This is a genomic window from Thalassotalea sp. 1_MG-2023 (assembly GCF_030546745.1).
Classification (GTDB): Bacteria; Pseudomonadota; Gammaproteobacteria; order Enterobacterales; family Alteromonadaceae; genus Thalassotalea_C.
Genome location: NZ_JAUOPD010000023.1, coordinates 22,230 through 43,977, shown reverse-complemented (window position 1 = coordinate 43,977; position 21,748 = coordinate 22,230). Strand labels below are relative to the sequence as shown.

Here is a 21,748-nt window from a genome sequence, read left to right as displayed (position 1 = left end):
GTTCCTTAATTAAACAAGGTGCCAATTGCTTTGGCAAGCGCAGGGCTACGTTCGGTATCCCGCATACATTGAAAGAGATAAGGGCGAACACTGGGGATCGCAACTAAATCTTTAAATAGAGCGGCAAACATATCTGGAGCTTTTCGTACTAACGTTTCTAAAAAAACCAGACAACGGTCTTTATCAGCAAGTATTTGCCAGCATCTACCAGCTAAAATGACAAGCATGTCAGGGGCAAGTGTTTCATCAGTTAACATCTGATCAATATAGTCAACCACGTATGGGTGTTCGGCACTTGTGGCTAAAGCTCTAAACATTGATTGTTGTGTTATCGCACTTTCAGTGTTTTTTAAGCGTTCAATAATGGCTTGAATCACATTTAAAGGCAAGGTGATATTTTCAAGTGCACTACACAATGGTTGTAATACGTTATCTGGTAGATGAGGTAAAGCTGCAATAAGAAGGTCTTGATGATTATCGTGGTTAAAACGTACAGCAAAGTCAGTAATACCTTGCGCACCTATTTGCTGCCAATTTTGCCATTTCTGCTCTGATAAATATGTGACAACCCCTTGGTAGTACTTACTTGCAGGCTGTTTTAATTCATCGGTGAGAAAACTGTTAAGCATGGCAAGTTTGTATTGGCTTGGCGTGAAAATATACGGGTTGTTCTTCAGAAGCTCTTCTTGTTTTTCTGTTGGATTTACTGATAAATCAGTGCCTAAAGCTTCAACAATGATGGCAATAAAATGATTTCTGGCCCCTTGGTTAATCAATCCTCGTTCATCAAGGGGTAATTTGATAAACCATAAGTAGGGGCTTGCTGATTTTTGTTGCCAAAAACAAACGGCAAAGTGTGCATGACCTTGAATAGGCGTAGGGTGAGGTAATTGATTGTGTTCGAGCTTTTCGAAGATCTCTTTACTCAGTTTTTCTACTCGTCGACCCAAATCATAAATGCGATATTGGCATTGGGATAAAGTGAGTAATTCGGTGATTGTTGCAATGGTGCTCATAGGAAAAATAACTCTCGAAACGTGCGCGTATTATAGAGATAATACACAACAAACTAAACATTAGGCGGTAACTTTTTGTCTGCGATTATTACTGAAAAACCTGAATTGACAATATTATACCAAGATCAGTATCTTGTAGCGATTGATAAACCGGCAGGTTTGTTTGTTCACCGAAGCTTTCTAGACAAAGACGAAAAGTACTTTGCGTTGCAGTTATTAAGAGATCATTTAGGCCAATATGTTTACCCTGTTCACCGGTTAGACAAACCAACATCAGGGGTGTTGTTGTTTGCACTATCAGAAAATGTTGCCCGAGAAATAAATAGTGCTTTTCAAGAAAAGCGAATGCACAAAACTTATTATGCGTTGACTCGTGGACATCTTGAAGGAGAGGGGAGAGTAGATCACCCTATAAAAATAAAGCTAGACAAAATTGGCGATAAGTTTGTTAACAAAGATCAAGAAGCAAAAGATGCAATTACCGATTATCAAAGTGTTGCAACAGCTACGTTACCAATACCGTTAGGAAAGTATTCAACAGTACGTTATTCATTGATTAAACTGTCTCCTCAAACTGGTAGACGGCACCAAATTCGTAGACATTTAGCGCATTTAAGACATCCGATAATTGGTGATGTAAATTATGGTGACAATAAACAAAACCCATTTTTTTATCAGCACTTTGGTATTAAGCGGTTAATGTTGCATGCGCAATCGTTGTCATTTATTCATCCGATAACTAACCGTGAGGTAACAATCAAGGCTTCATTTGACCAACAATGGGAGAAGGTGTTTCACACGTTGAATTGGCCACAGTCGCTTATCTAAACTACTCTGGGCCACGAATTGCGGCTGCATTAATATCTTTAGCAATTAATGTTTGGTAGTAGTTAGGAATGCCATTACTGCTGGTAGAGCCTGTGATTGAAATAGGACGCACAAAAGTCGTGGTATCTAACGTATGTTGCATCTCTGTTTGATAGTTTGCAAAGGCAAGCATGATACGCTGGTCTGTGGTTATTGGACGCTCGAGCAATGACATCATTAACTGGTGATCTGATACGAGTGGTTTTTTGTCAATATATCTTACTTGAGGCTCTGTGCTGCTACATGCCGTGCAAAGCAGTACTGCGGTTACCATTGCCCATTTGATCACATTCATAATTCTACACCTAATTTGAAATACAATGTGCTATCGCAAAGGCTATGCCAGAAGTGTTTTTGTTTGTTTATTAGTGTTTGATATTTCTTTAACTTATTGAATATCAAGATTAATAAATGCAGTGTTGTAGGAGGGTTTAACGGTAAAAATTAAGAAAATGTTTGTGTAAACACTTAGTGTCAAAAAAATAACGCCTTTACTTTTTATCAAAGAAAGGCGTTAGATACGGCTTATAAATTAACGATTATTCTTCACTTACAGAGCGTAAAAGTGCGTTAATACCGACTTTCGCTCTTGTTTTAGCATCTACTTTTTTAACGATAATCGCAGCGTACAAGCTGTAAGTTCCACATTTTGAGGGTAAGTTACCTGGCACAACTACTGAGCCCGCAGGTACACGACCATAATGAACTTCACCGGTTTCACGATCATAAATACGGGTACTTTGTCCGATATATACACCCATTGAAATAACAGCGCCTTCTTCTACTACGACACCTTCAACAATTTCTGAACGAGCACCAATGAAACAGTTATCTTCAATGATCGTAGGACCGGCTTGTAAAGGCTCAAGAACACCACCAATGCCCACACCCCCTGATAAATGTACGTTTTTACCAATTTGTGCACATGAGCCAACAGTAGCCCATGTGTCAACCATACAACCTTCGTCTACAAATGCGCCAATGTTGATGTAGCTTGGCATCACTACAACATTTTTACCAACGTAACTACCTGTTCTAACTGCTGCCGGTGGTACAATGCGTACGCCTTCTTGAGCAAATTTTTCTTCCGTGTAATCGCTATATTTTAGAGGAACTTTGTCATAAAATTTGCTTTCCGCACCGTCTATAATTTCGTTATCCCAAATACGAAATGACAGTAAAACAGCTTTTTTAAGCCATTGATGAACAACCCATTCACCGGCAATTTTTTCTGCAACACGGGCTGAACCATTGTTTAATGCTTCTAAGGCATCAAGAACGGCATTTTTTATTTCCGTTGAAACGGTCGCAGGCGTTATGTCCATGCGCTGTTCGAACGCCTGTTCAATGATCGATTGTAATTCTGACATAGTTTTTCCTAATATTGGTTAATACTAACTATCTAATTCTTCTTTCAATTTTGCTGTTAATTGCGCTTTATCTTCTTCGGTTAGCGCCTTGTTTTCAGCGTTTGAGATAATAAAAACGTCTTCTGCTTTTTCACCAAATGTAGTGATTTTAGCTGAATGAATATTAATTTTACAAAGTTGAAACACATCTGCAAAATCAGCAAGTAACCCAGGTTTATCTAAGGCGACTATTTCGAGTAATGTGCTACGTTGTGTAGGTGTTTCAACAAAGCTAATTTGTGTAGGGACTCTAAATTGTTGTAGTCGTTTTGTTCTTGGTTTTGATGTAAATTCAATGGTGCCTTGGGCCAATACGTTTGTTAAGGATTGGCCTAATTCAACTGCTCGGTAACTATCGTCGATAGCGTTACCTTGCTGGTCTAAAATCACAAAAGTATTAGCGGTATAGCCTGCTTTACTGGTGATGATCTTTGCATCATGAATTGAAAAACCTTTAACACTTAATAAGGCAACAATTGTTGCAAAGATATTTGCTCTATCTTTGGTATAAACAAAAACTTCAGTGCCGCCGCGATAAGGGGTAGGGCTGATCAATACTAAAGGCTGATCACGGTCGTGTTTTAAAATATGCGAGCAATGCCATGAAATTTGCACAGGCGCATAACGTAAGAAATAATCTGCTTTAAATTCACGCCAAAGCGTTTTAATTTCAGCTTCGTTAAAGTTTTGTGCTAATAATAATTGTGTAGCGCCTTGTTGGTTTTCTCTAATTTGTTCACGTAAATCAACGGGCTTTTCTAAACCAAGTCTAAAGGCTCTTTTTGTTGAAGAGTATAATTCTTTTAATAAATTCTCTTTCCAACTATTCCATAAACTTTCATTGGTTGCTCGCATATCAGCAACCGTTAAACAGTATAAGTAATCAAGGTGCGCTTCATCTCTAACAATGCTAGCGAAGTTTTTGATCACTTCTGGATCTGAAATATCGCGTCTTTGTGCTGTTACAGACATTAATAAATGATTTTTAACCAGCCAAGAAATCATTCTACCGTCGTGTTTATTTAGTAAATGATCATGACTAAATTGTAGAGCGTCAACAGCCCCTAATTCAGCATGGTCACCACCTCTACCTTTAGCAATATCGTGAAAAATGCCAGCTAAAAATAACACTTCAGGTTTTCTGATCCGTTGTACTATTTGGCTACACAACGGAAATTCTTGAGAGTGCTCTTTTAGGGTAAAACGATAAAGATTTTTCAATAAACGGTAGCTATGTTCGTCGACAGAATATGCATGGAATAAATCAAACTGCATCTGCCCAACGATATTACGCCAAGCAGGAAGGTAAGCACTCAAAATTGAGTGTCTGTGCATCAAAGAAAGGGGCAAACCGAGCCCTCGAGGATGTTTGATTATCTCTAAGAAAATTTCTCTACATCGGGCATAATCCATCAATCCTGAAACTAACCGCCTGCGTGCATTTCGCATTAATCGTAGCGTTTCAGAATGTAAATCAATGATTTCTTCATGTTTAGCAATTAACAAAAACATTTCCATAATGTTTATGGAACGCATAAAAATATGCTTATTTGTTGCTTTTATATAACCATCTAAAATAACAAAATCGTCATTAAGTATGACTTCTTTATTATGCTTTTTATCACGAATAATAGAGTAATCAAAATGTTGTAATAACATTTTATTAAGCTCAGCAACGCGGCCGATTATACGATAAAATCGTTTCATCATACGTTCAACAGCAACTTTACCTTGATCACCAAAGCCAAGTAATTTAGCAACATCAGCTTGATGATCAAACAATAATCTGTTTTCACTACGGTTTGCGATAAAGTGCAGGGCACAACGCATACGCCACAAGTAATTTTGACACTCAAGTAGTTCGTTGTATTCGTTGTTGGTTAGGTATTTGTGTTCTACTAATTCTTCGAGTGAATCTGCATTAAAATGACGTTTAGCAACCCAACCAATGGTTTGAATATCTCTTAGGCCACCAGGGTTAGCTTTTAAATTAGGCTCAAGGTTATATGAAGCACCATTGTACTGTTTATGACGTGCTAATTGTTCTTCACGTTTGGCTACAAAAAATTTCTTTGATGTCCAAAATACATCTTCATTTAATAAGGGTTGTAAATGCTCTGTGAGTGCATTGTTACCGCAAACTTTTCGCATTTCCATTAAATTTGTCGCAACGGTTACATCATTTACAGCTTGTTTTAGGCATTCTTTTATACTGCGAACACTATGACCAATATCGAGTTTAATGTCCCACAGTTGGGTGATGAAGGCCGAAATTTTGTCGGCCAAATCTTGAGGTAGATCTTCTTGGGTTAGCAGTAGAATATCTACATCTGAAAAAGGGTGCAATTCACCTCTACCATAACCGCCTACAGCTAATAAGCTTAACTGGTATTCATCAAGTTGATGTTGTGCCCAGAGCTTCGTCAATACTTTATCGACAAAGTGTGCTCTTGCATTCAGTACAAAACTTACATCTTCGCTGATAAATTGCTCTTTTTGCCAATGATAGAATTCTTCATTTAGTTGGCAAATATCAACGGTGTCAATGCTTGGAGCGCTAATACAAAGGCGATCGGTAAAGCATTGAGGAACTATACTTTCATCAAGCAAAATTGCACTCTCTTATAAGTTAACGACTGAATTAGTTATGTAAAACTCTTGGAATAGACTCTTCTTTACGTAAAGTAAGAATTTCACAACCGGTTTTAGTCACCACTATAGTATGTTCCCACTGTGCTGACTTTTTACCATCTATGGTATATACCGTCCAGTTATCTTGTTTATCTAAAACCGTATTGGCACGACCAAGGTTGATCATGGGTTCAACAGTAAAACACATGCCTTCTTGCATTTTTGTTTTGTCATTGTTTTTATAATGCACAATTTGAGGTTCTTCATGAAATTCAGTACCAATGCCATGACCGCAATATTCCTTAACAATCGAATATCGGCCTGACTTTTTAATGAATTTTTGTATTGCGCTACCAATTTCACCAAAAGTGTTTCCCGGCTTTACTTTTTTTAAGCCAACATAGAGTGCTTCTTGAGTAATACGGCACAGTCGACTATCTTCCGGTGAAACATCTCCTACTAAAAACATTTTACTGGTATCACCGTGAAAGCCATCTTTTATCACGGTTATATCGATATTGATAATATCGCCATCTTCTAGTGGAACATCATTAGGAATACCATGACATACAACATGGTTAACTGATGTACAAATTGATTTAGGAAAACCATGATAATTCAGCGGGGCCGAAATAGCCTGTTGCTCATTCTCTGTGTATTGTGCACAAATAGTATTTAACTCGTCAGTAGTAATACCTGCTTTTACATGCGGCTCAATCATTGTTAAAACGTCTGATGCTAGCTTACCAGCTATGCGCATTTTTTCTATTTCTTCTAGGCTTTTAATATTAATGGTCATTAAAGTCTCAATATATGCCAAATTATGGGTCACGTAATAATCGTTCAGATTTTACATGGAATATTTTCACATTCCTACATTGAGTAACCCATTATTCACTTTTTTTTAAAAGTTTGACTATAGAATGAAGAAACTATTGTAATAGAGCATCTTTATTTACGTGATTTATTGATTATGGGAAAAACGTCAATTGGTAATATTGGTTGAAATCTTAGTAGTGGCTAATTAAGCGATAATGTTGTTAATTTAACGAATAAACGTGAAATTGACTATTTTAATTCTTAATTATCTTATCTAGATTATTGTTTTAAATAGTTATATTCTTTTGGTGTGTAATTTGCTTGAATCATTATATTACAATGAAATAGGACGTTCTTATGCCGGTGAAAATTGAAGATAGACCAACAGAAGCAGTTCGTGATGAAGTGATTGACCAACTCGTGATGAATTACAGTCATGGAAAATTATCATTTGAGGCTTTTGAAAGGCGGCTTGATATCGCAATGAATAGCCAAAATAATGTTGAAATAGCAGCATTAGCGGAAGATTTAGATCTAGAAGTAGATAAAGACTATGTTGAAAATAAACAACGCGACTTTGAACCACAATTTGCCCCTCATGACGGTGAAAATGTTGATTACATGGTGAATATCTTTGGTGGTAGTGATCGCAGCGGTTGTTGGTCTGTTGCCAAGGAATTAAGAACCATCAGTGTTTTTGGCGGAAGCAATATTGATTTTAGTGAAGCAGTATTTTCACAACAGCGTACAACGTTAAAAGTGTTTTGTTTATTCGGGGGGGAAAATGTTTATGTACCCGAAAATGTAAACGTTGTTTCGAAAGCTTTTTGTATTTTTGGTGGTGTTTCGAATAAAGCACCTTCATTTGGCCACAAAAACGCACCAACAATTATCATTGAAGGCTTTGTTGTGTTTGGCGGTGTTGATATTAAATTGAAACGTACTATTAAAGAGAAGTTTGTTGCTTTTGCTGACAGTATGAAAAAAATGTTTAATTAATCTGGTGAAAATAAACCCCAAAGACCTTCTACATGACCTTTGGGGTTTGATAAATTAAAACATTTTGCTTTGTTTAAGTCTGCTAAGCAAAATCACCGCAAAAAGAGCCGTATAAACGCTATAAATTACCACCATCCATTGTGGCATACTGTAACCTAAGAATTGCCAATCAATATCACTGCAACTACCATCAGCTCTAAATAGCGCTGGTAGCCATTCGTGTAATGGTGCCCATTGTGGAAAATTGGGTACTAATTCACAACCGTATAAAAACGCCATTGAAGCATTTTGCATATCAACATGTTCGTTAGCGATTAACAGACCCCAAATAGCGCCAGTCGCCCATAAACCATATGCAATCAAACGCCCGAAAACAGAAGAGCAAGTGAAATAACCAACGATCCCTGCAAACACAATGGCCCACATAGCAGCACGTTGATAGATGCACATGACACACGGCTTTAATTCCATCATGTACTGAAAATACAAAGCGGTAAACTCTAGTGACAACGCACTAATGAACAGTAATAACCAAGCGTTTTTATTTGTTGTTAAGCGACTTAAAAAATTCACAAGTATTCCTTATTGTTTTTTGAACGCTAGATTACCTTTAAGCGAATTTATTGTCATCAAGCAAATTGTAAATAGTTAATAAAAAAGCGCCTTTCGGCGCTTTTCACAGTTAATGTGCGCTTGAAGTTGCTTTACTATTGTCAGCAACATGATGCGATATTAAGCCTGCATCATAAAATTCTTGAGTTTTCCCTTCTAATAAACCACTTGAAATAGCTAATAAACCAACGATGGTCAACACAATTGTGTATGGAAATGCCATGATTACCATACGGCCGTAAGATAACCTAATAAGTGGCGCTATTGCAGAAGTCAGTAGGAATAAAAATGCTGCTTGTCCATTAGGCGTTGCAACACTCGGTAAGTTTGTACCGGTATTAATAGCCACTGCTAATAAATCAAATTGATCACGGGTGATCACCCCAGCTGACAGGGCTTTTTGTACTTCAGTGATGTAAACAGTTCCAACAAACACGTTATCACTCACCATTGATAAAAAGCCATTTGCTAAATAGAACATCACTAATTGCATATTACCTTCGAACGTTAATACCCAAGTGATAACTGGCGTAAAGAGTTGTTGGTCTATAATAACGGCAACGATGGCAAAAAATACGGCTAAAAGGGCAGTAAAGGGGAGTGCTTCTTCAAAAGCATGACCAATTTGGTGTTCTTCAGTGATCCCGGTAAAAGAGGTAGCAAAAATAATAACGGTTAAGCCAATTAAACCCACAGCGGCAAGGTGCAAAGCTAAACCCACAATTAACCAAATACCGACAACACCTTGCATGATTAATTTTACTTTATCTTTCTTGGTGCGTTTTTTAGATTGAGTTTTTTCATAGTCGATTAAAATTTGACGCACACTTTCAGGTAACGTTGAGCCATAACCGAACCACTTTAGCTTTTCAAGCAAAATGCAGGTAATGATACCTGAGATAAAAACAGGAATTGTTACCGGAGACATGCGAATGAAAAACTCAATGAAATCCCATCCCGCTTGTTGACCAATAATTAAATTTTGTGGTTCACCAACAATGGTGCAGACGCCGCCAAGAGCAGTGCCAACACCTGCATGCATCATTAAATTTCGTAAATATGCGCGAAAATTGTCTAAATCAAGACGTGAGGGTTCTTGAACACCTTGGTCACAAGTATGATCATGATCGTGTTGGTGATTATCCTTCCCAGATGCTACTTTGTGGTAAACCGCGTAAAAACCAACTGCTACTGCAATAATAACGGCAATCACGGTTAAAGCATCTAAAAATGCTGATAAGAAAGCACTGCTTACGCAAAACAATAAAGAAACGATTGTTTTAGAGCGAATCTTGGTAACAATTTTAGCGAAGAGAAATAGCAATAAATTCTTCATGAAATAGATGCCTGCCACCATAAAAATTAATAGCAGTAATACTTCAATGTTCGCTTGGATTTCATGCATGACTTGTTCAGGGCTTGTCATGCCAATAACAACGGCTTCAATAGCCAGTAAGCCACCCGGTTGTAGTGGGTAACACTTTAGCGCCATAGCAAGTGTGAAGATAAATTCAAGAACTAGGGCCCAACCAGCAAGGTAAGGACTAATTTGGAATAATATTGGATTGATAATAAGACAAGCAATAATGGCTTGCTTATACCATCTAGGGGAGTTCCCTAAAAAGTTTTGGTAAAACGCACTAATGGCTGATTGGTTCATCTCGGAAGAGCCTTTTTTCTAGGTTAGCTAAAAAATCGGCAGATTTATAACAGGGTCATATAGTGGTTGCAAAGACTATTTTCATCTAAACTAATTCTATTCGTAGGCAAGTGCCAATCTGTAATCTTTTATCGAGAGAAGAGCGATACTATAGGCTAAAAAAATAAAGCTCCTATAATGTAGGAGCTTTATCAAATGAACTGGTATTAAATTGCGCTATTACGCTAGATGTAATACAACAATAAATAGGCAACAAGTAAAATTGCCACCCAAACTACCATCGTATCAGTAAGCCAAAATCGAGCAAAGTAGCCTCTAGGTTCGTCTTTATCTGCATCGTATGAACGCTGTATTATATGCTTAATTGACATGACTACAGCAAGTTCAGCACGTTGATAGCTGTGGTTGACTGCACTGGCAACTCGTTTTATTACATTCGGTGCCAATTTACGGTAAAACCAATCTGCATCTAAGTTTGTTGATGGTAACTCAGGTGGGTACATGTTTCGTTGGTTAAGCCAAACAAAAGCAAGTGCAGAGAAAAACAACAATTGTAATTGCGTTAATACATGCGTTAAGTCATACGGTTGGTAGCTTGCTTCCCACGGTAGCAATGCATAAACCGTTTGTGCAGGGAATGAACCAATAACAACACAAGCTACGGCTGCTAAAGTCATGGCAATTAGCATATTCCGAGGTGGCTCTGTGGTTCTGATACCAGAATCATGGGCAAAGAAAGCAAAATAAGGAATTTTGATCCCTGCATGATGGAATACACCAGCTGCAGCAAACAATAATAATAACCAAACGACATCGTAGCCTTCAGCAACTGCCGCACTCATGATCATCGATTTAGAGACAAAGCCACTAAAAAGCGGGAAGGCTGAAATAGAGGCAGCGCCGACAATACAGAGAATGGTCGTTTTAGGCATGCTTTTATATAAGCCTCCTAATTCGGAACCATTTATTTTCCCTGTCATATGTAAGACAGCCCCCATCGTCATCATTAACAAACCTTTAAAGATAACGTCATTGAAAGCATGTGCAACAGCACCGTTTAACGCGACCGCTGTACCAATACCTATACCGACTATCATAAAGCCAATTTGGTTAATTAAACTGTACGCAAGTACGCGCCTTAGATCATTTTCTATTACAGCAAAGAAAATTGGAAAACATGCCATAGTGACACCAATCCAAACAAGTAATTCAGTACCAGGGTAGCCGCGAGCAAAAGCATAGACTGCAACTTTTGTCGTAAAAGAGGCTAAGAATATCGTCCCTGTTGGTGTTGCTTCCGGGTAAGCATCTGTTAACCAGTTGTGGAAAAACGGAAAAGCACATTTAATACCGAAGGCTAAAAAGATTAACCAAGCGCCGATTTGTGCAATGCCTTGATGTTCCAAACCAATCTCAGTAAATAACAAACTATTATTGACTTGAGCGTAAATAAGTAGCCCAGCAAGCAACATAACCCCTGAGAGCACTTGAATAATTAAATATCGTAAACCCGAAGCGTAAGCTTTATCCGTTCTTCTGGCCCAAATTAAAAATACTGAGGTAAGTGCGAGTAATTCCCAAAAGACAAAAAGGGTTAATAAGTCTCCGGCAAATACAGCACCAACAGCACTTGCTGCATAGGCTAATGCTGCAACATGTTGCAGGGTATCTTTAATATGTATCGCGTAAACAATAGCGATAAACGAAGCAATATGAAAAAGATAGCCAAACATTAAACTGAGCTTATCGACCTTTACGGGTTCTAAGGTATAGCCCATAAATTCTAATGACCAAAATACACCAGTATCTAAACCATAAATATTTAACGCACCAATAATAGGTACGATCAACATGACCGTGTTTCGTAACCAACCACGCAAAAACAAAGCGGCTAGCGCCCCGAATAATAGCGGTAAAAAGGGCGGAAGCAGAATTAAGTTATTCATCGTAATAATCTTCCTTACGCATTAAAAACTTTCTCATTTCCGTGGCGATCAATACCAAAACGACACAGCCAACAAAGCCATAAATAGCATAAAATGCAGGTATGTTTTCCCAATCATGGTAAATATGGCGGTTAACGACAAGATCAACAATCACGAGTAAAGCGCAAATAACATAAAAAACTCTTAACATTTTACGAATGTTTTCAGGCTTATCGAAGAAGCCACTTTGTTCATGGTTTTGCTCAGCCATTTTAACCTTCTCCATTTGTAGCAACGCCCGGAATAAGATTGATTAAATCAATCAAGGGCTGAGGATAGAAAAATAGTACAATACAACCTATAGATGTCACCGAAATAGCAATTAACATGGGTAAAGGCGCTTCTTGTGTTTGCTGCCAACTCCAGGGTTGGGTATCAGTACTTGTTTTATCAAAAAATGCCTTGATAGGTATAGGTAATAAATACGCTATATTAAGCAAAGAACTGATCATCAAGGTAGCAACAATTAATAGCTTATCTGATTCTAATGCACCAATGGTTAAATACCATTTACTCCACGTACCAGCCATTGGCGGTAAGCCAATAATACTAATTGCACCTATGGCAAACGCGGCCATAGTAATGGGCATTTTCTTGCCCAAACCAGCCATTTCTGAGATATTTTTTTTGTGGCATGCAACCATAATGGCACCAGCACAAAAGAATAGTGTAATTTTACCAACTGCGTGTGTTGCAATGTGCAGCGCAGCACCTGCGCTTGCTATAGAAGAGGCTAATAAAGCACCAACAACAATATAGCTTAGTTGACTAACAGTTGAGTAGGCTAACCTCGCCTTTAAATTATCTTTAGTCATGGCGATACATGAAGAAAGTAAAATAGTGGCGGCGCCAATATAGAGCATTATATCAGTGGTCGCCAACTCTTTAAGGTTGTCTAAACCAAAGATATAAATGACGATTTTTAACAGGCTGAAGACGCCAGCTTTTACTACTGCAACAGCATGCAATAATGCACTGACAGGTGTTGGTGCCACCATTGCTGCAGGTAACCAACGATGGAACGGCATAATTGCGGCCTTACCAATGCCGTAGCAAAATAACACTAATAAAATAGCCATTATCATTTTGCTATGCGAGCTATCAAAAACTCCACCAGCTTGGAAGGTTAAATTACCCGTTAAAGCATATGTGCCTATGACGGCAAAAAGTAAAAATAAAATTGATGTACTTAACAGAATGCCTAAATAAATGCGTCCGCCTCGTTTGGCTGCGTCATTGCCAGCATGAGTTACCAGTGGATAGGTTGATAAGGTTAATACTTCGTAGAAAATAAAGAGTGTTAACAAGTTTCCAGAAAAACAAATAGCCATTACGGAACTGATTGCCAAGGCGAAACAGCAAAAAAATCGCGTTTGATTATTTTCGTTGTGGCCACGCATATAACCGATGGCATAAATGCTGGTGACGATCCAAAGAAAGCTGGCTACTAGGGCAAACAGTACGCCAAGAGGTTCTACGGTGAAACTGATTGCTAACCCCGGAAACAAGTCAATAACGTGTTGCTGTAATACCACTCCTTGGAAGGTGTGGTCGGTAATGGCGAGTACTATGGTAAAGAGCACCGTCGCCGTTACTAACGTTATTGTTTCTCTTAAATTAGGGAGTTTACCTGCTGCAATCACAAGTAAAGATCCAATAAAAGGGACTAATATTGATAAACTAATCAGTAGTGACGGGTCTATATTTTGCCAGAGGTTCATAAGGCTACCCCCGCTGGGTTATATCCTTGAAACAGCCATTGCGATGCACTTGTTGCAGCTTCAACCGTTAAACCGGTATTAATACCAAAATAAATATTTGCTAAAACAAGTATCCACATCGGCATAAGCATTAACCACGGCACTTCTTTAATGTTTTTAGCACCTTGAGACTCCGGCGGTTCCTGAAAGTAAGCGGCTTCTAATACGCGGCCTATATAAACGACGGCTAATAAAGAGCCCAATAACACTAGTGCTGCAACTATCCATAGGTCTTGTTCTAACGCAGCGGTTACTAAATACCACTTGCTAACAAAACCAGCGGTTAGAGGCACACCTATAATGCTTAACCCCGCAATAGTAAAGGCTGCCATCGTAAGTGGCATCTTTTTACCTAAACCTTTAAAGGCTTCTATGTTAACTGAACCCATACGATAGAACACTGCACCTACCGCCATAAATAATGCGCCTTTCATTAATGCATGATTAAAAATATGAATTAACCCTGACATGAGACCAGGCACACTCACTAAACTAATACCAAGTACCATGTAACCTATTTGAGCAACACTACTGTAGGCAAGTAGTGTTTTTACATTACTTTGTACGGTTGCCATATATGAGCATTTAAAAATGGCAACAATAGCTAATACCATTAGAATAATTTCCATGCTCATTGTTTCGAATACATGTGATGCACCAAACACAGAAAATATGAAGCGTATCATCACGTAAACGGCAACTTTGGTTGCTGTACTTGCAAGAAAAGCTGTTACTGATGATGGCGCATGGGTATAAGCTGCAGGTAACCACATATGTAATGGGAAAAGGGCGAGTTTTAAACTAACTCCTACCATGATAAATGCAAGCCCTGTATTTAACGTACGATTGCTTTCAAAGGCTGCCATTTTCGTTGAAAGATCTGCCATGTTAAGCGTACCCGTTTTCATATAGAGCATACCAACCCCAATGAGAATAAAAGTAGCCCCTATGGTACCCATGACTAAGTAACGAAAGGTTGCTGTTAAACAACGGCGGTCAGATGCTAGACTCACTAATGTATAAGTCGCTAGCGATGATATTTCTAAAAAGACGAATAAGTTAAAGGCATCTCCGGTAATTAACATACCAGATAAACCGGTTAAACAGAGTAAATGCGCTGTATAATAAAGCGAATGATTAGAAGCATTGATTTCTTTTTCAATACTGTCTTTTGAATAGATTAGTACTAAAGTTGACATTGCACTGACAGCTAATAAAACAAACGCATTGGTGACATCAACGTTAAGCTCAATTCCCCAAGGAGGCGGCCAACCACCTAAAGCATAACTTAATGCGCCGTCGGAAAGTGTTGTCATCAACAGCTGCCATGACGCGATACAAGATAAAGCACTCACTAACGTTGCAAATGCCCATGTAAGCATTGAACGCCCTAAAATAAGCGCAATAGGTGCTGCAATCAGAGGCAGTATAATAGGTAGAGCGGCTAAGTGTTGTTCAATCATCAGATAGCATCATCCTTTTTTTCAAATTCATTTTCTTCAACCGTACCGTATTCTTCTTTAATACGCACAATAAGAGAGAGTGCGACTGCGGTAGTGGCAACACCAACAACAATGGCGGTTAAAATAAGTACATGTGGTAATGGGTTAGAGTATTGAGCAGCGCCTTCGGTTAAGATAGGTGCTGTACCTCCTTTTACTTTACCCATTGATATATAAAGCATAAAAACCGAGGTTTGAAAGATGTTTAAACCAACAACTTTTTTAACTAGGTTACTCGCTGAAATAACAATATAAAATCCTGTCATCATCAAGAATACGACGATCCAGTAATTGTAGTAATCTGCAATAAAACTCATTGAATATTTGCCCTCTCAATTTGGCTGTCAAAGGCATAAAAAATACTGAGCATTACGGCAAAGACTGTTATGCCGACCCCAAGCTCTATTAGAATAATGCCGTAATGTTGACCGGATAACGGGTTTTCAGCTAAATAATTGTAATCAAGAAAGTTGCCTCCCATTGCCATACTGTATACGCCAACGCCAGCGTACAGCAGTACGCCAAACACGGCGAGAATTCGCAAAAACTTAGGACCAACCACTTTAAAGACATTTGATAAACCAAAGACCAATGCATAAAGAATGAATGCTGCGGCCGCAATAACACCTGCTTGGAATCCGCCGCCTGGGCCAAAATCACCATGAAACTGCACATAAAGCGCAAACAAAATGATCATCGGAATGACAATCTTAGCGATAACTTGTAATACTCGGTGTGCTTTAATGCCAGATTCTGGGTTTTTATCTGCATCACGTTTTCTTAACCTTAACAATGACAGCACGCCAATCATCGCAGAAAAGACAACGACTGTTTCACCTAACGTATCAAAGCCACGATAACTCGCTAATACTGAGGTCACCATATTAGGCAAACCAATTTCTTTTGGAGACTCTTCAATGTACCTTGGCGCGACATGTTCATGAACGGGGTTATCAGCATGACCAAACGGAGGCATATCGAGCGTACCGTATATAAGGGCAGCGCCTGTAACAACAACAATGAGAAGAGGTAAAAGTTTTGATTTGGTAGGGGGTGTTTCAGTACGCCCAGTTATGGCGATAGTACCTAACATCAATACGGTTGATATGCCGGCACCTACAGCAGCTTCAGTAAATGCAACATCGACAGCATCAAGGTTAATAAAAATTAACGCAGACAAAAAGCTGTAAATACTAAAGAGCATGACAACCGCGAATAAATCTTTAAGAAAAATAATACGCAATGCGGTTAATGCGAGCATTGCGAGTAAGACTAAATCAATTAATAGTTCCATTAAGACTCAATCTCCTTTTTTTGCTCTTTCTCTGGCATGGAAAGTAAACCGCCATGTCGGGCTGACTTCGCAAGGACATGAGATGCCGTCGGACTTGTGATTAATAAAAAGATTAAAATAAATAATAATTTAGCAGTATTCAGATCTAAATTAGTCTGCAATATAAGACCACTAAGTACCAATATTGCTGCAATAGAGTCGGTAACACTGGCGGCATGAACCCGCGTAAAAAAATCAGGGAACTTAAAAAGACCAACAGCACCACTTAGTCCAAAAAAAGCCCCAAAGATAAGCAATACACCACTGACAATGTCGAGTAATAACATAAATTAACCCTTATAGGTGATGATTAGTCGATAGGTGCTGTGTATTCGAAAAAACGAAGTACAGCGACCATACCAATAAAATTAATCAGTGCATAAACGATGGCGATATCTAAAAAATCAGGTCGCCCCATGAGATAGCCAACAACGGCAATAAATAAAACAGTTTTAGTGCCAAACATATTAACACCGAGGATTCGGTCATAAACGGTATCAGCGTTAAATGCTCGTGCTAACGCTAAGGCCATGACCACTAAAATAGTAATACATACTGCGGCAAGAACGGTTGTCATTCGTTTTCTCCCCAAATAATTTTTAATTTATTTTCCATGTCACCTTTCTTGAGTCTTTCAATAGATTTTTTTTGCAGCGCGTGGACGGTTAATTCATCACCTTCTAAATCTACACTCAGTGTTCCAGGTGTTAACGTAATGGAATTCACATATAAAACACGAGAGTTATGCGGTACTTTACTGACATTTATTTTCGATAAAGAGGGGGAGACACTTTTAGAAGGGCCCCAAATAAGCTTGGTAACTTGTAGACTCGAACGGATGATTTCGCTAATTAACCATAAGAAGTAACGCAAAACTCGATACCCAGTGCTCACAGACTTTTCTTGTTGATCAACGTTATCCATGCGTTTAATCACAACAACAACAATTGCAACTGATATTAAACCGAAGGTGAGTAGTAAAGGTTGATAATACCCAGACAGCAGAAGCCAGAAACCGAAAAGTAATATTGCCCATTTCAACAGATGCATAATCGTGACCTTTTTGTTACCACTAAAACCTAACGGACTTCTAATCATTTTTATATTGAATTAGCTAACTCAACTACAACGTAAGGCACAGGCTTATTAAAGTAGACATGCGACCTGATAAATAATCTGCTAAAGGGTTATTTAAACTTGTTCGACTGTGTTGTGTGCAAATGTCGATATATATTACCTGTTAGCAGTAATTTATGTTGTATGGGTTAACGCTATTTCGTCGAAGGTTCTCGTTATAATGTTTATATTAGTTATTGTAAATTATACGAGTTTTCAGTTTATGTCTAATAGTATCGTTTGTAAAATAGATTCATTGTTATTATTTGTAGGTTGTTTAAATAATTGTGGTTAATGCTTGTAGATAATTTAATTAACCTATTGAAATTTAAGTGTTAAATGGTGGCTATGTTGATGCTTAACTATTACTGTCACTAATTTTCTTGTGCCAAAATATTCTTCTGGTACAATCAGTTCACTTTTAATTAACGTCGTTGCGTGGAGCCTTATGGTTATTAAAGCACATAGTCCGGCAGGGTTTGCTGAGCAGTATATTGTCGAATCCATCTGGAATGGGGGCTTTCCTCCAGGGTCAATTTTGCCTGCAGAAAGAGAGCTTTCTGAATTGATTGGAGTAACCAGAACGACACTTAGAGAAGTATTACAGCGATTAGCTCGCGATGGTTGGTTAACCATTAAACACGGTAAACCAACAAAAGTGAATAACTTCTGGGATACGTCAAGCTTAAATGTACTTGAAACACTTGCACAATTAGATCAAGAGGGCGTTCCTGACTTAGTTGATAATTTAATGTCAGCTCGCACAAATATCAGTGCCATTTATGTTCGTGGTGCCATCAGAAACAACCCTGAAAAAACCATTGAATTACTTGAAGCGTATAAAGATATTGAAGATACTGGTGAAGCCTACGCGGAATTTGATTACCAACTCAATAAAGAATTGGTTGTTGCCTCAGGTAACCCAATATATTTACTGATTTTAAATGGCTTTAAAGGCTTATATTCTCGTATTGGTAGTTTATATTTTGCTCATCCAAATGGTAGAGAAATTTCGAGGGCGTTTTACGATAAACTTATTGAACTAGCAAAAGAAAATAAGTTTGATGACTCAGTTTTAACCGTGCGTAAATATGGTGTTGAATCAGGAAAACTGTGGCTTGAGCTTAAAGATGATGTGTTAAAAGAGCTTTCTGCTTAATCGCATTGATAACATTGAAGATAGTAATGGCGAGCAACGAATAGTTAGCTCGCTTTTTCTTTTTCTACTGCAGGGCATTGTGCAATGACTTTTTCTTCACCGTGATGCTCTTCAACTAACTTAACGTCAAATTGCCATAAGTAATGTAAATGTTTCATGACCTCTTCGCTTGATTCGGCTAGCGGAATTTCACTGTGAGGTGTGTATTTTAGGGTTAATGACCTATCGCCACTGACATCTGCGTTTATTACTTGAATATTAGGCTCAATATTACTTAAGTTGTATTGATTAGAAAGTGACGTTCTTAATGCTTGATAGCCTGATTCGTTATGTATCGCTGCAATTTCAACAAAGTTTTCTTTTTCATCATCGTGTATATGGAAAAGTTTAAAATCACGCATCAATTTTGGTGATAAAAATTGACTAATAAAGCTTTCATCTTTGAAATTCTCCATTGCAAAGTGCAATGTTTCTAACCAGTCGCTGCCCGCAATATCAGGAAACCATTGTTTATCTTCTTCGGTGGGGGCTTCACAGATCCGTTTAATATCGATAAACATATTAAAACCAAGAGCGTATGGATTAATACCTGAATAATAAGGGCTATTGTAATCGGGCTGTGCAACAACATTGGTATGGTTGTGCAGAAATTCGATCATAAATTGGTCGCTCAATAATCCTTCATCATATAAGTGGTTTAAAATAGTGTAATGCCAAAAACATGCCCAGCCTTCGTTCATCACTTGGGTTTGTTTTTGAGGGTAAAAGTATTGTGATACTTTTCGTACTATTCGCACGATTTCACGTTGCCAAGGTTTTAGTAATGGCGCATTTTTTTCAATGAAATATAAAATGTTTTCCTGTGGCTCTTTTGGAAAGTTATCCGCATGTTTAGTCTTTATTTGTTTGTCAGCAGGTAACGTGCGCCATAAGGTGTTCACTTGAGACTGTAAGTATTGTTCGCGTGCGGTTTGACGCTTAAACTCTTCTTCGAGTGAAATTTTTTGTGGTCGTTTGTATCGATCAACGCCGTGATTCATGAGTGCATGGCACGCATCTAAACAAGATTCCACCTCATCTATTCCATATTTATGCTCGCATTTAGCAATGTAGTTTTTTGCAAAGAGTAAGTAATCGATTATTGAACTTGCATCAGTCCATGATTTAAACAGGTAATTTCCTTTAAAAAAGCTATTATGGCCATAACAGGCATGTGCCATCACTAGTGCTTGCATCGTGATTGAATTCTCTTCCATTAGATAAGAAATACACGGGTCTGAATTGATGACAATTTCATAAGCGAGCCCCATTTGACCTCGTTTATAGTTCTGCTCTGTTTGAATAAATTTTTTACCATAGGTCCAATGGTTATAGCCTATAGGCATACCTACACTGGCATAAGCATCCATCATTTGCTCAGCGGTGATCACCTCTATTTGATTTTTGTAGGTGTCTAATTTGTAATGTTTGGCAACACGAGCTATTTCTGTTTGATACTGATCTAATAGTTCAAAGGTCCAGTCAGGTCCATCAGATAACATTTTCTTCTTAACCATTTTAGCTTCCTCCAAAAAGGGCAGAGCATTACGCTACTTGTTGCGTGTTTTTCTTAAAGAGTTCTCTAAACACTGGGTAAATATCATCTGCTGTTTGGATATGTTGCATGGCAAAGTGTGTCTTTGCTTGCGCAACTTTTTCATATTGCTGCCACAGTGTTTGATGCGCTCGCTGGGTAATTTCAATATAGGAAAAGTACCGACAGGCGGGCATAATTTTATCCATCATTAATTGATAGCAATGTGGTGAATCATCTGCCCAATTGTCACCGTCAGATGCTTGCGCCCCATATATATTCCATTCTGTTGGGTTATATCTGTCATTGATCACTTCTACCATTAACTCTAAAGCACTTGACGCGATAGTGCCGCCAGTTTCTTGTGAATAAAAAAACTCTTGTTCATCAACTTCTTTTGCTTGAGTGTGATGGCGAATATACACCACTTCTATTGTGCTATAGGTACGCGTTAAAAACAGATACAGTAAAATGTAAAAACGCTTGGCAATATCTTTAGTTGCTTGGTCCATAGAACCAGAAACATCCATTAAACAAAACATCACGGCTTTTGAGGTAGGAATTGGCTGGCGAGCATAATTTCTAAATCGTAAATCGAAAGTATCGATAAAAGGTACAGCAGCTATTTTCTTTTCGAGGGCGTTTATTGCTTTTTTAACCGTTTTTATTTCTGATACGTGATCGAATGTGTCTGCTTCAAGGTCAGCAAGTTCTAATTGTAAGGCTTTTAATTGTTTTCTTTTTGAAGATGTCATTGCAATGCGACGAGCTACAGAGCCTTGTAATGATTTTACAATGTCGATGTTTGCTGGCACACCTTCAGCACAGTAACCCGAACGAACTGTTTTGTAATCAATTAATTTATTGAGTTGGTTTTTTTCCAGGTTAGGCAATTCAAGATCTTCAAACAGTAAATTTAAATACTCGTCTTTAGAAATTGAAAAAACAAAGTCGTCTTCCCCTTCGCCACTATTACTTGCTTTACCTTGGCCTGAACCTTGGCCACTTTGGGGGGGCGGACGTTTAATGCGATCGCCAGCGCTATATTGATCATTTCCTGGGTGCACTCGATCACGCACGCCACCTTTACCTTGATGAAATACAGGCTCAGAAAGGTCTTTTCGAGGAATGGTAATACTCTCACCACTTTCAGTGTCGGTAACGCCACGGTTATTAATAGCGCGCTCAACTGATTTTTTTATTTGTGACTTATAGCGTCGAATAAACCGTTGTCGGTTCACCGTACTTTTATTTTTACCATTTAACCGTCGGTCAATAAAGTTTGCCATGATTACTGCTCCTGCCAA

At 38.3% G+C, this 21,748-nt stretch carries 21 protein-coding genes; 3 read left to right on the top strand and 18 right to left on the bottom strand.

The annotated features are described in order from the left end of the window. Positions 1-5: 5 nt before the first annotated feature. Complete coding sequence (locus tag Q4489_RS15025; protein WP_303481760.1) at positions 6-1,016, bottom strand: DUF3549 family protein; 1,011 nt, start codon at positions 1,014-1,016, stop codon at positions 6-8. Positions 1,017-1,091: 75 nt separating this feature from the next. On the opposite strand from Q4489_RS15025, the gene truC reads away from it, so the two are divergent. After that, positions 1,092-1,844, top strand: coding sequence for a tRNA pseudouridine(65) synthase TruC (gene truC / locus Q4489_RS15020; RefSeq protein ID WP_303481757.1), 753 nt, complete (start codon positions 1,092-1,094; stop codon positions 1,842-1,844). 1 nt (position 1,845) lies between these two features. Here the strand turns inward: truC and Q4489_RS15015 are convergent, their stop codons facing one another. The 4 genes from Q4489_RS15015 to map all read right to left on the bottom strand — a co-directional run bounded on the left by Q4489_RS15015 (position 1,846) and on the right by map (position 6,722). Further along, positions 1,846-2,178 carry a hypothetical protein gene (locus Q4489_RS15015; RefSeq protein ID WP_303481754.1) on the bottom strand — a complete coding sequence of 111 codons (333 nt, stop codon included), beginning with the start codon at positions 2,176-2,178 and terminating at the stop codon, positions 1,846-1,848. A gap of 244 nt (positions 2,179-2,422) precedes the next feature. Further along, complete coding sequence (gene dapD, locus Q4489_RS15010; protein ID WP_303481751.1) at positions 2,423-3,253, bottom strand: 2,3,4,5-tetrahydropyridine-2,6-dicarboxylate N-succinyltransferase; 831 nt, start codon at positions 3,251-3,253, stop codon at positions 2,423-2,425. 24 nt (positions 3,254-3,277) lie between these two features. Then, complete coding sequence (glnD, locus tag Q4489_RS15005) at positions 3,278-5,902, bottom strand: [protein-PII] uridylyltransferase (RefSeq protein ID WP_303481748.1); 2,625 nt, start codon at positions 5,900-5,902, stop codon at positions 3,278-3,280. A 31-nt stretch (positions 5,903-5,933) separates the two neighbouring features. Beyond that, the gene (gene map, locus Q4489_RS15000; RefSeq protein WP_303481745.1) at positions 5,934-6,722 is read right to left on the bottom strand and encodes a type I methionyl aminopeptidase; all 789 of its coding nucleotides are present in this window, start codon (positions 6,720-6,722) and stop codon (positions 5,934-5,936) included. Positions 6,723-7,099: 377 nt separating this feature from the next. Between map and Q4489_RS14995 the strand changes: the two genes are divergently transcribed. Then, positions 7,100-7,741, top strand: coding sequence for a LiaF domain-containing protein (locus Q4489_RS14995; protein ID WP_303481743.1), 642 nt, complete (start codon positions 7,100-7,102; stop codon positions 7,739-7,741). Between the two features lie 54 nt (positions 7,742-7,795). Here Q4489_RS14995 and dsbB read toward each other — a convergent pair whose 3' ends face one another. The 11 genes from dsbB to Q4489_RS14940 form a co-directional block, all read right to left on the bottom strand. Continuing rightward, complete coding sequence (gene dsbB, locus Q4489_RS14990) at positions 7,796-8,314, bottom strand: disulfide bond formation protein DsbB (protein WP_303481741.1); 519 nt, start codon at positions 8,312-8,314, stop codon at positions 7,796-7,798. Positions 8,315-8,423: 109 nt separating this feature from the next. Further along, positions 8,424-10,013: a sodium/proton antiporter NhaB gene (gene nhaB, locus Q4489_RS14985; RefSeq protein WP_303481739.1), complete on the bottom strand. Its 1,590-nt coding sequence runs from the start codon at positions 10,011-10,013 to the stop codon at positions 8,424-8,426. A gap of 224 nt (positions 10,014-10,237) precedes the next feature. Next, positions 10,238-11,959 carry a Na(+)/H(+) antiporter subunit D gene (locus tag Q4489_RS14980; RefSeq protein WP_303481736.1) on the bottom strand — a complete coding sequence of 574 codons (1,722 nt, stop codon included), beginning with the start codon at positions 11,957-11,959 and terminating at the stop codon, positions 10,238-10,240. After that, entirely contained in the window at positions 11,952-12,209 is a 258-nt protein-coding gene (locus tag Q4489_RS14975) for a hypothetical protein (protein WP_303481735.1), read from the bottom strand. The genes Q4489_RS14980 and Q4489_RS14975 overlap by 8 nt, the downstream gene beginning before the upstream one ends. Before the next feature lies 1 nt (position 12,210). Further along, positions 12,211-13,719 carry a monovalent cation/H+ antiporter subunit D family protein gene (locus Q4489_RS14970; protein WP_303481734.1) on the bottom strand — a complete coding sequence of 503 codons (1,509 nt, stop codon included), beginning with the start codon at positions 13,717-13,719 and terminating at the stop codon, positions 12,211-12,213. Then, positions 13,716-15,221 (bottom strand): monovalent cation/H+ antiporter subunit D family protein, encoded by a 1,506-nt coding sequence (locus Q4489_RS14965; RefSeq protein WP_303481733.1) that lies wholly within the window; start codon positions 15,219-15,221, stop codon positions 13,716-13,718. Before Q4489_RS14965 ends, Q4489_RS14970 begins: the two co-directional genes overlap by 4 nt. Further along, entirely contained in the window at positions 15,221-15,577 is a 357-nt protein-coding gene (locus Q4489_RS14960; RefSeq protein WP_303481730.1) for a cation:proton antiporter subunit C, read from the bottom strand. Before Q4489_RS14960 ends, Q4489_RS14965 begins: the two co-directional genes overlap by 1 nt. Beyond that, on the bottom strand, positions 15,574-16,554 hold the full coding sequence (locus Q4489_RS14955) for a DUF4040 domain-containing protein (protein WP_303481727.1): 981 nt from the start codon (positions 16,552-16,554) through the stop codon (positions 15,574-15,576). The genes Q4489_RS14960 and Q4489_RS14955 overlap by 4 nt, the downstream gene beginning before the upstream one ends. Continuing rightward, complete coding sequence (gene mnhG / locus Q4489_RS14950; protein WP_303481724.1) at positions 16,554-16,880, bottom strand: monovalent cation/H(+) antiporter subunit G; 327 nt, start codon at positions 16,878-16,880, stop codon at positions 16,554-16,556. The genes Q4489_RS14955 and mnhG overlap by 1 nt, the downstream gene beginning before the upstream one ends. A 23-nt stretch (positions 16,881-16,903) precedes the next feature. Then, positions 16,904-17,170 (bottom strand): MrpF/PhaF family protein, encoded by a 267-nt coding sequence (locus Q4489_RS14945; protein WP_303481721.1) that lies wholly within the window; start codon positions 17,168-17,170, stop codon positions 16,904-16,906. Then, positions 17,167-17,643, bottom strand: a complete 477-nt coding sequence (locus Q4489_RS14940) for a Na+/H+ antiporter subunit E (protein ID WP_303481718.1) — start codon at positions 17,641-17,643, stop codon at positions 17,167-17,169. The genes Q4489_RS14945 and Q4489_RS14940 overlap by 4 nt, the downstream gene beginning before the upstream one ends. A gap of 514 nt (positions 17,644-18,157) precedes the next feature. On the opposite strand from Q4489_RS14940, the gene fadR reads away from it, so the two are divergent. After that, positions 18,158-18,868 carry a fatty acid metabolism transcriptional regulator FadR gene (gene fadR / locus Q4489_RS14935; RefSeq protein ID WP_303481715.1) on the top strand — a complete coding sequence of 237 codons (711 nt, stop codon included), beginning with the start codon at positions 18,158-18,160 and terminating at the stop codon, positions 18,866-18,868. 44 nt (positions 18,869-18,912) lie between these two features. Here the strand turns inward: fadR and Q4489_RS14930 are convergent, their stop codons facing one another. Continuing rightward, on the bottom strand, positions 18,913-20,424 hold the full coding sequence (locus Q4489_RS14930) for a SpoVR family protein (RefSeq protein ID WP_303481712.1): 1,512 nt from the start codon (positions 20,422-20,424) through the stop codon (positions 18,913-18,915). A gap of 28 nt (positions 20,425-20,452) precedes the next feature. Further along, positions 20,453-21,730: a YeaH/YhbH family protein gene (locus Q4489_RS14925; protein WP_303481709.1), complete on the bottom strand. Its 1,278-nt coding sequence runs from the start codon at positions 21,728-21,730 to the stop codon at positions 20,453-20,455. Positions 21,731-21,748 lie beyond the last annotated feature (18 nt).

Excerpts from the sequence above, each read along its gene's own strand:
- Q4489_RS14930 (WP_303481712.1), bottom strand. The coding sequence starts at position 20,424 with ATGGTTAAGAAGAAAATGTTATCTGATGGACCTGACTGGACCTTTGAA.
- Q4489_RS14975 (WP_303481735.1), bottom strand. The coding sequence starts at position 12,209 with ATGGCTGAGCAAAACCATGAACAAAGTGGCTTCTTCGATAAGCCTGAA.
- dapD (WP_303481751.1), bottom strand. The coding sequence starts at position 3,253 with ATGTCAGAATTACAATCGATCATTGAACAGGCGTTCGAACAGCGCATG.
- mnhG (WP_303481724.1), bottom strand. The coding sequence starts at position 16,880 with ATGTTATTACTCGACATTGTCAGTGGTGTATTGCTTATCTTTGGGGCT.
- nhaB (WP_303481739.1), bottom strand. The coding sequence starts at position 10,013 with ATGAACCAATCAGCCATTAGTGCGTTTTACCAAAACTTTTTAGGGAAC.
- Q4489_RS14925 (WP_303481709.1), bottom strand. The coding sequence starts at position 21,730 with ATGGCAAACTTTATTGACCGACGGTTAAATGGTAAAAATAAAAGTACG.
- Q4489_RS14995 (WP_303481743.1), top strand. The coding sequence starts at position 7,100 with ATGCCGGTGAAAATTGAAGATAGACCAACAGAAGCAGTTCGTGATGAA.
- Q4489_RS15015 (WP_303481754.1), bottom strand. The coding sequence starts at position 2,178 with ATGAATGTGATCAAATGGGCAATGGTAACCGCAGTACTGCTTTGCACG.
- Q4489_RS14965 (WP_303481733.1), bottom strand. The coding sequence starts at position 15,221 with ATGATTGAACAACACTTAGCCGCTCTACCTATTATACTGCCTCTGATT.
- Q4489_RS14940 (WP_303481718.1), bottom strand. The coding sequence starts at position 17,643 with ATGCATCTGTTGAAATGGGCAATATTACTTTTCGGTTTCTGGCTTCTG.
- Q4489_RS14955 (WP_303481727.1), bottom strand. The coding sequence starts at position 16,554 with ATGGAACTATTAATTGATTTAGTCTTACTCGCAATGCTCGCATTAACC.
- Q4489_RS14945 (WP_303481721.1), bottom strand. The coding sequence starts at position 17,170 with ATGACAACCGTTCTTGCCGCAGTATGTATTACTATTTTAGTGGTCATG.
- Q4489_RS14970 (WP_303481734.1), bottom strand. The coding sequence starts at position 13,719 with ATGAACCTCTGGCAAAATATAGACCCGTCACTACTGATTAGTTTATCA.
- Q4489_RS14960 (WP_303481730.1), bottom strand. The coding sequence starts at position 15,577 with ATGAGTTTTATTGCAGATTACTACAATTACTGGATCGTCGTATTCTTG.
- Q4489_RS14980 (WP_303481736.1), bottom strand. The coding sequence starts at position 11,959 with ATGAATAACTTAATTCTGCTTCCGCCCTTTTTACCGCTATTATTCGGG.
- map (WP_303481745.1), bottom strand. The coding sequence starts at position 6,722 with ATGACCATTAATATTAAAAGCCTAGAAGAAATAGAAAAAATGCGCATA.
- fadR (WP_303481715.1), top strand. The coding sequence starts at position 18,158 with ATGGTTATTAAAGCACATAGTCCGGCAGGGTTTGCTGAGCAGTATATT.
- Q4489_RS15025 (WP_303481760.1), bottom strand. The coding sequence starts at position 1,016 with ATGAGCACCATTGCAACAATCACCGAATTACTCACTTTATCCCAATGC.